The following is a 14,568-nucleotide window of genomic DNA, read 5'->3' as shown; positions in this document are numbered from 1 at the left end:
TCATTCTCGTAATAACTAACGATGTATTTTGCTGGGTCTTGACCGTTTAATATTTCGTCTGCCTTTGTAGTTAAATCGAAGGTTGCAAAACCATCAGCTGAGATATCATCACACACCTCTAACGGTGTTGGTGCCACTAACTGTGGTGTTGGCTCTACGATTAACTCTAATACAACAATTGTTGCACAGTCGGTTGCTATCGTTGGACTTTCTATTCGCGCATATATAGTTTGCGCATTTTGAACAATGTTGTTATAGTCTACTGTGGTATCTATGGCGTATGCTCCGGTATTGGCATTAGTTTCGGTTTCGTGATAGGTGACTTCTAACCCTGAAGCTCCTCCCGTAATTTCGTCATCGATATCACTAAGTGTGAATAAGCCATAACCGTCATTATCTGGATCACAATATCGTAATGGTTGAGGCGTATTAGCAATTGGTGCTTGTTGAACGACTAACTCTAATGTTGTAATTGCAAAACAGCCTGTATTGATATCCTCGACTCTCGCAAAGATAACTTGACCATTAGTTGTATTGGTGTATAATAACGGTAATATATTTGTATGCGCTTCAGCTTGTGCTAACGTTACATGATAACTTATAGCGTAATTAGGATTGCTTCCTGTGATTTCTGCGTTTTTAAAACTTAAATCGATCTCTGTCTGTCCATCAGGAACTCCATCGTCACAAACTTCTAATGGTGTTGGAGCAATCAGTGTAACTTCAGAATGAACAGTAACAGTCTCCGAACTTGTTGAAGGACAAGTGCCAACAGTTGTATATTCAACCGTATAACTTGCGTCTGAAACACCTCCAGTAATCAAACCTGTAGTAGTATTAATAACAGCTCCATCCGTTGGAACAGGGTTAAATGAAAAAGTACCACCTGTATCTCCTGTTATGGTTGCTATTCCACCGTCACATGTTGGAGCTATGGAGAATGAAGCATCATCTGCTGCAATGACATTAAATGTTTCGGATTGCGTATCTGAACACACTCCAGGTGTTAAATATTCTATGGTATAAGTTGCTCCTGAAGTTCCGTTGGTAACTGTTCCTGTTGCCGAATCTATAGTAGCTCCATCTGTAGGAATTGGATTAAACGAAAATGTTCCACCAGAGGTTCCTGAAATTGTTGCCGTAGCTCCATCGCATGTCGGAGTGACATTAAAAGCAGCATCATCTTGCGTTAATATGTCTCCATTGATTGCAACTCTAGTTGCCGAAACACACCCTGTAGCTGCATCTGTAGCTTGTGCATAATAAGTTCCTGACGCATTAACAACTAAACTCGTACTATTAGATTCTAATAAAGTGCCTGCATTGGCAGCATCGTACCAATCTACAATAATTCCGTTAGGGACGGTTACAGTTAAGGTCGCTTCAGTAGAATTACAGCCAGAATCCGTATCACCATCACTAATTGGCGGATCTGGTAACACAATAGATGTTGTTACTCCTGTTCTTGCGAGCGCAACACAACCTGTTACCGTATTAACAGCTTCTGCATAGTAGGTGCCTTCGGCTGTTGCTAAAAATGTTGAACTATCGGATTGTAATAAAGTTCCACCTGTTGCGGCATCGTACCAATTCACAACAATTCCGGCCGGAACTGTAACTGATAGTGTCGCTTCATTTGTGTCACAATTAAAGCTTACATCACCATCATTAACTGCAGCCTCTGGAAAAGTTGCTGCTGAAGCATTAACAGGAGTTCTTGTGGTAGATACACATCCTGATGCGGCATCAACCGCTTCTGTGTAATAAATTCCTGGAGCTGTTGCTGTGTAGGATTCTGAATCAGCTTGTAATAAGGTTCCACCTGTTGCTGCATCATACCAATTCACTGTAATTCCGGTTTCAGGCGCTACAGACAATGTCGCTTGGTTAGTAATACAGTCAAAATCAACATCACCATCACTAACAGGTGCATCAGGATTAGGATTCACCTGAAACTCATATACATCTGAAAATGTAATACAATCTGAATTACCTAAATTGGCTTCAAATTCAGCAACTTTAGCTCTATAATATGTTGTTTCTGTAATTCCAGAAACAGAAATAGAAGCATTAGTTTCACCCGAAACATCAGACCAATTTACACTATCTGTACTTGACTGCCATTGATAATAATGATCACTAAATACGGCAAAATCTGGTATTGCTGTAATAAGATCAGAATACGGTGTTTCTGAAGCACAAACGATTGTTGAAGTATTATTATTACTATCTTCAACAGCAATTAAATCTCCGCAACTCTTAAATACAATATCGTCTATGGCTAAATCATTACCACAACCTCCAACACCATTATTTAGCATTTTGAGAATTACAGAAGTTTGACCAGGTAAGGTTTGAAAAACCAAACCATATTGTTCCCAAGTTGGAACTGCTGTACCATGTATATCACCAGTATCACCTGAGGCTAATAAATTCGTATTGGTATCATCCCAAATCTCAAATTTAACATTTACAGGAATTCCATTTCCACCACAACCTGATGCTGGCAAAATATTCATTAACCATGATGAAAATTCATAGGTTGTATTTTCACATAAACCATCTATAGGTGTTGTATAAAATTCTCCTGTACTAAAACTAGCATTTACAATTAGTGCCTTTCCGTTTGTGTCTCCTGTATGGTCACTAGGCATATTCCAATTATAAAAATCAGTACTCGGTCCTATAGTGTACTGACCATCTTGTGGCCCTGGATATCCAACAAAAGTATAGGTCGTTGTTCCCACAGGTAATTGTGGTGTATAACTTGTACCTGTACCAAAATCTTCTACAAAAATTGGATCACCGGAATTTCCTGTACAGAATCCTAATTGGGCATGCACTTCTTTTGAGAAAAAAGAAACACAAAAAATTATGACTATTTTAAGATATATAAAATTGTTTCGCACGTTTCAAATATATATATAAGTTTGTGCAATAATCTTTAATTTTTAAGGATATAATTGCGAAAACAGCATTTGTATAGTCTATGTATAGGTTAATTAATTTTTTTAAACGCAACAGAATTACATCCTTAGTGATTATACTACTAATTGTTGCCTATTTTTTCTGTTTACCAAGACAATTATTCAAAGATCCGACGGCAACAGTTATTACAAGTCGGTCAAATGAATTGCTTGGAGCTTTAATTGCAGAGGATGGTCAATGGCGATTTCCAGCAACTCATTCTGTCCCTGAAAAATTTAAAATATGCATACTTCAATTTGAAGATGAGTATTTTTATAAACACCCAGGATTTAACCCAATTTCAATTTTTAAAGCTTTAAAAAGTAATTTAAGTTCTGGCGACGTTAAGCGTGGAGGCAGCACCTTAACACAACAAGTTATTCGACTATCACGTAAAGGACAATCTCGAACCTATTTTGAAAAACTTAAAGAACTTATTCTAGCTACACGTTTAGAATTTAGATTGTCTAAAGACGACATCCTAAACCTGTATGCGAGTTATGCTCCATTCGGTGGAAATGTAGTAGGTATTGATGCTGCGTCTTGGCGCTATTTTAACCGCAGTGCTTCTCATTTGTCTTGGGCAGAAAGTGCCACTTTAGCAGTTTTACCAAATGCACCAAGTTTAATTTATCCAGGTAAAAATCAGCAACAGTTGTTAGATAAACGCAACCGTTTGCTAAAAAAACTTCACGAAAACGACATTATAGACAAATTAACTTATGAATTATCAATCGCAGAAAGCCTACCTCAAAAACCGTATCCGTTACCTCAAATAGCACCACATTTACTACAAAAAATAGCCAAAACTAATAAAGGTGAACGTTTTAAAACGAGTCTAAAAATAGACTTGCAAGAACAAGCAAATACCATAGTAGAGCAACATCATAATGTATTAAAACAGAATGAAATTCATAATCTTTCCGTTTTAGTTTTAGATGTAAAAACTCGGGAGGTTCTCACTTATATTGGAAATTCACCTACTGGTAAAACCCATCAAAATAGTGTTGATATTATTGACAAACCTAGAAGTACAGGTAGTATTTTAAAACCCTTTTTATATGCTGCCATGCTAGATGCAGGCGATATTTTACCTAATACTTTGGTTGCTGATATACCCACACAATTTGGAAGCTACCAACCTGAAAATTATAACCAAAGCTATGATGGTGCAGTGCATGCTAATGAAGCACTTTCGCGCTCGTTGAATGTTCCTGTGGTCCGCATGCTTCAGGAGTTTGGTTTGGATCGTTTCTATCATTATTTGAAACAACTTCAACTTAAAGATTTAAAATACAATGCCAACCATTACGGACTGTCTTTAGTGCTTGGTGGAGCTGAAAGTAACCTTTGGGATTTATGTAAGAGTTATGCTGCTATGGCTTCAACATTAAACCATTTTAATGCGAATTCTAGTCAGTATTTTACAAATGAATTTACACAACCTATTTTCAATGCAAAGCAGTCTGTTGACTTTGGAAAACTCATTAAAGAAAAAGCCGTTTTTGATGCTGCTTCTATCTTTTTAACCTTTGAAAGTATGAAGCAAGTCAACCGACCAGAAAGCGACGAAAGTTGGGAGTACTACGATTCTTCACAAGAAATTGCTTGGAAAACAGGTACTAGTTTTGGGTTTAGGGATGCTTGGGCCATTGGCACCACAGCGGATTATGTGGTTGGTGTTTGGGTTGGTAATGCTGATGGTGAAGGGCGTCCTGGCTTAGTTGGAGTGCAAACGGCAGCGCCAATTTTATTTGACATCTTTGATGTATTGCCTAAAAGCGATTGGTTTGCTACGCCATACGACGAAATGTTTGAAGTAAGTATTTGCAAAAAAAGTGGCTATAGAGCGTCATCAGTTTGTGATGATACAGAAATGAAATACATTCAAATAAGCGGTAAGAAAACGGGCCCTTGTCCGTTTCATAAATTAGTGCACTTAGATGCTAGTGAACGATATCAGGTAAATTCTTCTTGCGAATCAATCGCAAACATTACAAATAAACCATGGTTTGTGTTACCTCCTTTGCAAGCCTATTATTTCAAAAATAAAAACCCGTTTTACACTCCTCTACCTCCATTTAGAATGGATTGTTTAGAATCTTCAGGCGTTACAATGGAATTCATTTATCCTAACCAACAAAGCACCATTTATTTACCAAAAGGTTTTGATGGTAAAACCAATGAATTAATACTTAAAGTTGCCCATTCTAAACCTGAACTAGAAGTGTATTGGTATATTGATGAACACTATATCGGAAACACCAAGGATATTCATGATATGGCTGTATTGCCTTCGCCTGGCGAACACACTATAACCGTCATAGATGCATTAGGTAATGAACTAAAACATCGTATTACAGTTTCAGAATAACGTTTTAAAAGCTCTATTTATCAACTGAGAAGTTATTAAACTACCTATTGATATAAACCCAACCCGTTTGATTTTTTGCTCCACCATCATAAGTCATAGTATAAAAATAAGTTCCTACAGGTAGTTCATCACCATTGTTACTTTGACCTTCCCATTCGTTAGTATAGTTATTTTTTGAATACACTAACGTACCGTACCTATTGAAGATTTCAATTTTAGTAACATCGAAATTACTGAGGTCAAAATTATCGTTTAAACCCGGTGAAACACCTGGTGAAATACCTTCAGGAATAAAACAATCTTGAGGACCCGTTTCCGTAGAAATACTGACTGATGTTCTATAAAGTGAAATACATCCTGTAAGTTCATTAACAGCTTCGGCATAATATATTTCTTGATCTGTTACTGTTAATGTTTCACTATCTGCGAGTAATATGTCTTCACTTGATTCGGAACTGTACCAATTCACAATAATTCCTGAAGGTACACTAACCGACAATACAGCTCCATTAATTGTACAATCGTAGTCTACATCTCCATTACTCATTGGTTCATTTGGAGCAAATATACTTGTGCTCACTGCTGTTCTAGTTTCAGAAATACAACCTGTAAGATTATCTGTGGTTTCAGCATAATAAGTGCCTTCTAAGGTCGCTGTAAAATTAAGGCTGTCATCTAACAAAAGTGTTCCACCAGCTGCAGAATCATACCAGTTTACTGTTACTCCGGCAGGAGCAGAAACCGATAAAATTGCTTCATTTAGATTACAATTAAAATCTACATCACCATCACTAATTGGTGCTTCTGGTAGAGCGCTAACTGCGATCACAGCAGTTCTTGGTGAAGACACACATCCGGTTGTAGAATCGACTGCTTCCGCATAATATGTTCCTAGTGCTGTAGCTGTATATGTAAAACTATCCGCTTGTAAAAGATTACCTCCAATAGCACTATCGTACCAATTTACCGTAACTCCTGTCGGTACAGAAACCGATAAAATCGCTTCTTCTAGACCACAATTAAAATCTACATCACCATCACTAATAGGCGAATCTGGCAATGCACTAATTGCACTCACTGCCGTTCTGGTTGTTGCTATACAACCTGTAGTAAGATCTACAGCTTCCGCATAATAAGTTCCTAACGCTGTTGCAGTATAACTAAGACTATTTGCCTGAAGAAGAACTCCTCCTGCAGCACTATCGTACCAGTTTACTTCTGTATTTGGTGGCACAGTAACAGACAATACGGCTTCATTTATATTACAAATAAAGGGAGCATCACCACTGCTTGTTGGTGCTTCTGGATTAGGATTAACTGTTATCTCAAAAACATCAGATAATATTATACACTGATCATTATCTAAATTCGATGCTATTTCAGCAATCTTTGTTCTGTAAAATGTCTCAGCAGTTATAGACACATCAATGGTTTGATTAGTTTCACCTTCAATATCTGTCCATGTAACACCATCAGAACTTTCTTGCCATTGGTAAAAATGAGAGGTATAAACAGCATAATCTGGTGTTGCAGTTAATGTTGTTGTGTATGGAATTTCACTATTACAAACAGTAGCAGAAGTATTATTTAATGGGTCTGTAACCGTCACATAATCACCACAAGCTTTAAACGCAATATCATCTATTGCTAAATCATTTCCACAGCCACCATCACCATTGTTTATCATTTTAAGTATTACCTCATCTTGATTTGCCAAGGTTTGAAACACTAAACCATATTGTTCCCAATTTGGATCTGCTTCACCATAAACATCTCCTGTATCTCCGCTTGCTAATAAATTAGTATCTGTACTATCCCAAATTTGAAAACGAACATTAAAAGGGATTTCTATACCTAAATCATGACAAAATCCTGGTATTTTCACAAAATTAAGTAACCAGGCTGAAAATTCATAGGTTGTAGATTCACATAACCCTGAAATTGTTGTTCTATAAAATTCACCAGCTGAAAAGCCTGCATTTACCATTAAAAATTTACCATCAGTATCACCAGGCGTATGATCTTCAACTTCATGCCAATCAAAACCATTTCCAAAAGAACCATTACCTACAGTATAAAAACCATCATCAGGAAAGCCATCTGTATAATAATATGTTGTTGTACCTTCTGGAAGAACAGAATTTACCGTTCCTGTTCCAAAGTCTTCAAAGAAAATAGGATCACCTGAAGTACCAGAACAAAATCCTAATTGTGCATGTACTCCAATTGATAGAAAAAAAACACAGAAAATTATGATTACTTTAAGACCTGAAAAATTGTTTAGCACATTCATAAAAATTGTTTAGTTAGTTTAATTAGAGATTACTGAATACGCTCAAATATATAAATAAGATTATCCAATAATTGTAGATTTATTGCGAAAAAAACAACCAAAACCGTGTTTGTATAGTTCATGTATAGTTAATACAACATTAGACCAGAGTGTTTTACGAAAAACAAATAGAGAACTTGTTCTTACATCACAAAAAAACACTCAAAAAAGTCAACTATAGAAATAACGACCAGGAATAAAAATACTTTGTTTATAATTTAAGTATTGAAAAACTTTTCTACACAATAATTAAGGAAATATAATTGTCCGAGTAAAGTTCTAATGTGTATTTTTACAAGCACAAAAATATTTTTAATTATGGAAACAATTCAGTTTATACATTCAAAATGGGCCTATTTGGTGTTAATAGTTTTAGTCCTTGCAACACTCAACGCACTGATTAAATTTTTTGGAAACAAAGAATTTGACGCTAAAGATTTTAGAATTTCTTTGTTTGCTTTAATTACAATGCACATTCAATTATTAATAGGTATTGTACTGTTTTTTATGAAGGATTATTTTTCAGTCATCAAAGAAGTTGGAGGTATGGGAGAAGTGATGAAGAATTCTGGATTGAGAAATCTTATTATAGAGCATCCTTTAACTATGATAATTGCTATAGCCTTAGTGACCATTGGTTATTCAAAACATAAAAAGAAATTGACGTCTAAACCAAAATTTAAACTATTAGCTATTTTCTATACGCTAGCCTTAATTTTAGTATTGGCTAAGATTCCTTGGAACCTGTGGTTTTAAATTTTAAACAATAGCACATAAGAAAGCGTCAAATAAACTAATATTTGACGCTTTTATTTTTGTAAATAATCAGACTCCTAATTAAAAGAGCTTATTAAAACCAAGCTATTCTACTTCTCTTATTAAGTATATATAAACCGGAAAGTGATCACTATAACCTCCAGAAAGTCCAGCGTTAATCATTCTTAAAGGGTAACCTTTATAACGCCCTTCTTTGTTTGTTAAATAGGACTCGCTAAAAATACCGGATTGATAAAATCTAAACGATGAATAATCCTTTTCTAAAAATGGCTGTGTAAACAAAATCATATCAAACAAACTCCAAGAATCTCTATAACCTGTAGTCCCTAGACCTAATTTTTTATACTTATTTTCATAAGGGTTATAAATACCTTTAAGCTTAACTTTATCTTGATCTCCTTCTGCTTTTAATTCTTTTTTTAAACTATCATTTATAGGGTTATCATTAAAATCACCCATAGTTATAACTTTAGCATAAGGATCTATTGACTGTAAAGAATCTATAATACGTTTATTCAATTTTCCGGCAGCGACACGTTTAAATCTACTCCTTGCTTCACCTCCACTTCGCGATGGCCAGTGATTAACAATAATATGAATTAAATCTCCTTCTAATTCACCACTCACTAACAGTTGATCTCTTGTATATACGCGTTCTCTTGATGAATCGTCATAAATAAGCAACTCATGCGAGCTTGTGTCAATTGGTTTAAAAAGCGCTTTTTGATAAAGCAACGCTACATCAATTCCTCTTTTATCTGGCGAATCGAAGTGAACAATACCATAATCCTTATCCAACAATTCTGGTTCGTTTACTAAATCGACCAACACCTGTCTGTTTTCAACCTCTGCAACACCAATAATTGCAGGCGAATTATTGGTATCCTTAGAACCAATATCTGCAACTACTTTTGCCATATTATGAAGTTTTTTTACGTAAGCCTCTGCTCTGAGCGCTTCATTTAATTCCATCATAGGACTAGCTTCATCGTACTTAGTCGTATCATTTATGGTGTCAAATAAATTCTCTAAATTGTAAAAAGCAACAGTGTGAATTTTATACTTTTTCTTTTCTTGTGCAGTAACACTCATCAGTGTAGAAAGCAGAATTACTATTAAAGTTAGTTTTATATTTTTCATTTTATATGTTATGTTAACATTAATTACATTACAAATCTTGAGCCAAAAGTATATATTTATTATAAATAATGTAAATTTGCACGCCTTAAATAACTTTTATTTAATGTACAAAGATTATTAACTTTAAAAATAGGTATGAAAAAAAGTTTAATTATTTTATTATTTGGAATTTTTTCCTCTTTTACAATGGCAGCGCAAAGCACCATTATTAAAGGTAGTGTAAAAGATGCCGCATCTTCGGAACCAATTCCTGATGTTACAATTACAATTGAAGAAACACAACAAACAGCTTTAACCGATGGTTTTGGTGAATTTGTTTTTTCTGGTGATGTGCCTTTAGGAGAGCAGGTTCTAAAAATATCAAAAACAGGATATATAACGAAGCGCTATCCTATTATCGTTAACGAAGGACAAACTGTAGATATTACAGATATGACTTTAGATATCGATGTCACTGACGTACAGGATATGTTTACTATTACACTTTCTGACGATGAATTAAATGACGATACCAGTGGTGCAGATAACATTTCTGGATTACTATCGTCTTCAATGGATGTTTTTCAAAGAACAGCAGCTTTTGAATTTAGTTCTTCATTCTTTAAGGTAAGAGGTTTAGATTCTGAAAACGGTTCGGTTTTAATGAATGGTATTGAAATGAATAAACTCTTCAACGGAAGACCACAATGGAGTAATTGGGGAGGTTTAAATGATATGATGCGTAACCAAGTATTAACGACAGGTCTTACTCCTTCAGATTATAATTTTGGTGGTATTTTAGGAACATCTAATATTATAACAAGAGCTTCTTCGTATAGAAAAGGTGGTAGAATAACTTTTTCTTCTTCAAATAGAAGTTACACAAATCGTGCAATGGCGAGTTACGCTTCCGGTTTATTAGAAGATGGATGGTCTTATGCAATTATGTTAGGAAGACGTTGGGGAGATGAAGGCTACCAAGATGCAACTCTATATGATTCTAATTCATTTTTTGCGTCTGTAGAAAAGAAAATAAACGATAAACACAGTATTAATTTTACGTCTATTTACACACCTAATAGAAGAGGAAAGTCGTCGCCAAACACACAAGAAATTTATGACCTAAAAGGAATTAAATACAATGAATATTGGGGAAGCTTAGATGGTGAGCAACGAAACTCTCGTATTAAAGAGGTTGAAGAGCCTATTTTTATGTTAAATCACTATTGGGATATTTCATCTAAAACAAGGTTAAACACTAATGTTGGATACCAATTTGGTAAATTAGGTAACAGTAGATTAGATTATAGTGGTGGTGGTAACCCAAGTGCAGCTTATTACCAATTACTACCAAGTTATTACGAACAAAGAGATGATCTTGCAGGCGCTTATTTAGCGCAACAAAAATTTATAGACGATGGTCAAATAGATTGGAACCGTATTATTGATGCCAACGTAACTAATAATATTAATGATATTAGTTCTGCATATGCGTTATATGAAGATAGAGCAGACGACACTCAGTTAACTGTTAACTCTATATTTACTTCAGAAATTAATGAACATATAATCATTAATGGAGCTGTTAATTATAAAAACTTAAAATCAGAGAACTTTGGTGAGGTCATAGATTTATTAGGATCTGATGTTGGTTTATTAAATGTAGATTCTTTTGATGGTTTTCAATATGATAATCAAAACGCAGACCGTTTAGTAGAAGAAGGTGATAAATACAGATATAACTTTAATTTATATGCCGATGTTATTTCTGCTTACGCACAAGGACAATTTACATATCAGAAATTTGATTTTTATGCTTCTGCAAATATAACGAGCACAACATACCAAAGAGAAGGTTTATGGGAACACAGTAGGTTCTTAGGAGATTTATCTTATGGTAAAGGTGAAGAGCTTACGTTTACAGGTGTAGGAGGAAAAGCAGGATTTACATATAAATTTTCTGGAAAACACTTATTTGATGTTAATGGAGGTTACTTAACAAGAGCACCTAATTTACGTAACACATTCTCTAACTCTAGAGAAAATCATTCAATTGTTAAAAACATTAGCGAAGAAATAGTAACGTCTTTTGATGCAAGTTACATTTTTAGATCACCAATTGTTAACGCTAAAATTACAGGATTCTATACTAAAATTGAAGATGCTAACGAAGTAGGGTTCTACTACGCAGATGGTCTAAGTGGAGGTAATGATATTGAAGACAATGATACATCTGCTTTTGTACAAGAAGTTTTACAAGGTATAGATAAAAAACACTTAGGTGTTGAAGTAGGAATTGAAGCCCAAGTAACACCAACAATTAAGTTGAAAGGTGCAGCATCAATTGGTCAGTATACGTATGACAATAATCCAGATTTATACTTAACTTCAGCTAGTTTTAAGAATGCAGATGGGGCACTTAATTATGGACAGGCTAATTTAAAAGATTACAAATTGGCAGGAGGTCCACAAAGAGCATCATCTATTGGTTTTGAATATAGAGATCCAGATTTCTGGTGGTTTGGTGCAACGGCTAACTTTTTCTCAAATGCATATATAGATGTAAATGCATTAACAAGAACGGAGAACTTCTATTTAGCTCCAGATGGATTACCTATAAACAATTACGACGAAGAACTTGCTACGGAATTACTAAAACAAGAAAAAATTAGCGACTATATGGTAGTTAACCTTGTTGGAGGTAAGTCTTGGAAAGTAGGTGACTATTACATAGGTTTATTTGCTAGTGTTGGTAACCTATTAGACGAAGTTTATAAAACTGGTGGTTTTGAGCAAGGTAGAAATGCTAATTATACTCAGCTAAGAGACGATAATGCTGATGGCAATCCAAGGTTTGGCTCAAAATATTGGTATGGACGTGGTACCAATTATTTTGTTAACTTAAACGTTAGATTCTAAAAAAAGAAAAATTAATTAATAATATCACAATTATGAAATGTGCAAATTTCATAGATTCAATAATTATAAATAAAAAAGTTATGAATAAAGCAATTAAATCTTTAAAATTAATAGTAGTCTTAGTAGCTTCAATAGCTATGACGTCTTGTGTCCAAGATGATGATTACACCATTCCTAATAGTTTAGGCGACGAAGAAAATGAAGCTCTAGAAGAATTACTAGCAACAGGAAGCGAAGTCTCTTTTGAAACTGTTAAAGCGATGTACACAGAAGGCGAATTCATAGAGCCTGAGGATACTAATGTTTATGTAAAAGGTTATGTAACTTCATCAGATAGAACAGGAAACTTCTTTAAAGAATTTTTTATTCAAGATAGCCCAACAAACCCAACTTCTGGTTTAAAAGTCATCTTAAACCAAGTAGATACTTATAACCAATTTAACTTAGGGAGAGAAGTTTATATCAGCTTACAAGATCTTTATATTGGTGAAGAACGTGTAGGTAACGGAGTTACAACCATTGGTGGAGGAACCGAAACTGATCAATTCGGTACTACAGTAACTAGCTTAAATGAAATTCAAATTAGACAAAAAGTTTTAAGATCTTCGGTAACTGAAGACATCACACCTTTAAACATAGGTTTAACGGCAATTAATGGTGACCATGTTGGTTTATTAGTTAAAGTTGATAATGTAGAATTTGCTGATGATGAAGTTGGTTTAGGAGATGATCCAAATGTATTAAACTATTTTGACCCAACTGAAACGTTTGATACAAAAAGAACATTACAAGATTGTGGCGGATTTACATACCCAGAATTCATTTTAGAAACTAGTAGTTTTTCAAGTTTTAAAAATGAAAAATTACCTACTGGAAATGGATCTATAACAGCTGTTGTTAGTAAAACTTTTGATGGTGCTAGTTTAGTATTAGCCTTAAATACAACTGATGATGTAGATATGGAAAACCCAAGATGTACATTATTAGATATTGAAGATTTTGAAGTTGTTTTTAACGAAGGCTTTGATAGTGGTTTAGGAGATTGGGAAGTGATCAATACATTAGGTACACAGGATTGGTATGCTAGTAGTTACCAAGGAGAAGGTTATGTAAGAGGCTCTGCTTTTGATGATGATAACATTGTAGAAATGATTAGTTGGTTAATATCTCCTTCAATAGATTTTGATGCTAATGAAAATGAGCGTCTTATTTTACAAGTTGCAGATGCTTTCAGTAACGGACAACCATTAAAAGCGTATTATTCTAATGATTATGTGTCAGGAACCAATCCTGATGATGCTACATGGACAGAAATAGGAGCTTCAGAAATTTCGGCTCTACCTGAGAATACTGGTTTCTTCAACAATGTTTATGACGCAACTGGTTTAATTAATATTTCAATGATTGAAGGTGATGCTGTTTTAGCATTTGTTTATGATAGCGACGATGCTACAGTATCAACAACTATTGATTTAAGTAATGTGCAAATTTTAGCGCAATAAAAAAGCTTATTTATAATATATAATAAAAAGGACTGTCTGAAAAGACAGTCTTTTTTTTATGCAAATGTTTGACTAAATACATCTACCAAAGCTGTAACTATTATGATTAATTTAATTCCTAGTCATTATATTGTAAATCACTATATTTATAACCTTAAAAAAGGATATCACCTACATGTTAGACACCATTTATATTTCAATATTTAACCACTATAAGAAAGCTTTAGGGAAAAAAAGTATCAATATAGCCTTACTTTATATTTGTACGTTAGAGCTATCCATTGCACTTGCATTAGGTGCCTTTTTTATAGCTTTTGCTAGTCAAATGAAAATGTTAGTAATGTCTTCTACTAAGTTTTGGGTAGTATTCTCATTAATAGCATTATTTATCATTTCTAAAAACTGGATGCGCTATAATGGCAAGAAAAGAACGATACTTAACGCTAAGTCTAAGCGCAGTGATACCTCCATATATTTATTATGGCTTTTGCCTGTAGGATGTTTCGCAATAGCCTTTATTTTGCTTCAAGTACAATAAAAAAAACGCTACCCTTTCGGATAGCGTTTCATTATAATTT

Annotated in this window: 7 protein-coding genes and 1 pseudogene; 5 read left to right on the top strand and 3 right to left on the bottom strand. The window is 34.4% G+C overall.

Translation table 11 applies throughout. The features are described from left to right. A pseudogene (locus K1X16_RS10685) lies at nucleotides 1-2,843 on the bottom strand (hypothetical protein); the annotation flags it as partial. A gap of 146 nt (nucleotides 2,844-2,989) precedes the next feature. On the opposite strand from K1X16_RS10685, the gene pbpC reads away from it, so the two are divergent. Then, nucleotides 2,990-5,341 (top strand): penicillin-binding protein 1C, encoded by a 2,352-nt coding sequence (pbpC, locus tag K1X16_RS10680; RefSeq protein WP_225036126.1) that lies wholly within the window; start codon nucleotides 2,990-2,992, stop codon nucleotides 5,339-5,341. Nucleotides 5,342-5,381: 40 nt separating this feature from the next. Here the strand turns inward: pbpC and K1X16_RS10675 are convergent, their stop codons facing one another. Then, the gene (locus tag K1X16_RS10675) at nucleotides 5,382-7,634 is read right to left on the bottom strand and encodes a gliding motility-associated C-terminal domain-containing protein (protein ID WP_225036125.1); all 2,253 of its coding nucleotides are present in this window, start codon (nucleotides 7,632-7,634) and stop codon (nucleotides 5,382-5,384) included. 354 nt (nucleotides 7,635-7,988) lie between these two features. Between K1X16_RS10675 and K1X16_RS10670 the strand changes: the two genes are divergently transcribed. Next, entirely contained in the window at nucleotides 7,989-8,429 is a 441-nt protein-coding gene (locus tag K1X16_RS10670) for a hypothetical protein (RefSeq protein ID WP_225036134.1), read from the top strand. A 105-nt stretch (nucleotides 8,430-8,534) separates the two neighbouring features. Here the strand turns inward: K1X16_RS10670 and K1X16_RS10665 are convergent, their stop codons facing one another. Further along, complete coding sequence (locus K1X16_RS10665) at nucleotides 8,535-9,590, bottom strand: endonuclease/exonuclease/phosphatase family protein (RefSeq protein WP_225036124.1); 1,056 nt, start codon at nucleotides 9,588-9,590, stop codon at nucleotides 8,535-8,537. Nucleotides 9,591-9,725: 135 nt separating this feature from the next. On the opposite strand from K1X16_RS10665, the gene K1X16_RS10660 reads away from it, so the two are divergent. From K1X16_RS10660 to K1X16_RS10650, 3 genes are all read left to right on the top strand, one after another. After that, a complete protein-coding gene (locus tag K1X16_RS10660; protein ID WP_195870511.1) occupies nucleotides 9,726-12,488 on the top strand; it encodes a carboxypeptidase regulatory-like domain-containing protein in 2,763 nt (920 codons plus the stop codon). 80 nt (nucleotides 12,489-12,568) lie between these two features. Continuing rightward, on the top strand, nucleotides 12,569-13,990 hold the full coding sequence (locus K1X16_RS10655) for a DUF5689 domain-containing protein (protein ID WP_195870510.1): 1,422 nt from the start codon (nucleotides 12,569-12,571) through the stop codon (nucleotides 13,988-13,990). Between the two features lie 175 nt (nucleotides 13,991-14,165). Then, on the top strand, nucleotides 14,166-14,528 hold the full coding sequence (locus K1X16_RS10650; RefSeq protein ID WP_195870509.1) for a hypothetical protein: 363 nt from the start codon (nucleotides 14,166-14,168) through the stop codon (nucleotides 14,526-14,528). The last annotated feature ends 40 nt before the right edge of the window (nucleotides 14,529-14,568 follow it).

The sequence above is a fragment of the Winogradskyella sp. SM1960 genome (assembly GCF_020179375.1).
GTDB lineage: Bacteria > Bacteroidota > Bacteroidia > Flavobacteriales > Flavobacteriaceae > Winogradskyella > Winogradskyella marina.
The sequence above is the reverse complement of the archived record's forward strand: the minus strand, read 5'-3'. Positions and strand labels throughout refer to the sequence as shown.

Bases quoted from the DNA above. Each gene is read 5' to 3' on its own strand.
- pbpC (WP_225036126.1), top strand. From the start codon at position 2,990: ATGTATAGGTTAATTAATTTTTTTAAACGCAACAGAATTACATCCTTA.
- K1X16_RS10675 (WP_225036125.1), bottom strand. From the start codon at position 7,634: ATGAATGTGCTAAACAATTTTTCAGGTCTTAAAGTAATCATAATTTTC.
- K1X16_RS10665 (WP_225036124.1), bottom strand. From the start codon at position 9,590: ATGAAAAATATAAAACTAACTTTAATAGTAATTCTGCTTTCTACACTG.
- K1X16_RS10660 (WP_195870511.1), top strand. From the start codon at position 9,726: ATGAAAAAAAGTTTAATTATTTTATTATTTGGAATTTTTTCCTCTTTT.
- K1X16_RS10655 (WP_195870510.1), top strand. From the start codon at position 12,569: ATGAATAAAGCAATTAAATCTTTAAAATTAATAGTAGTCTTAGTAGCT.
- K1X16_RS10650 (WP_195870509.1), top strand. From the start codon at position 14,166: ATGTTAGACACCATTTATATTTCAATATTTAACCACTATAAGAAAGCT.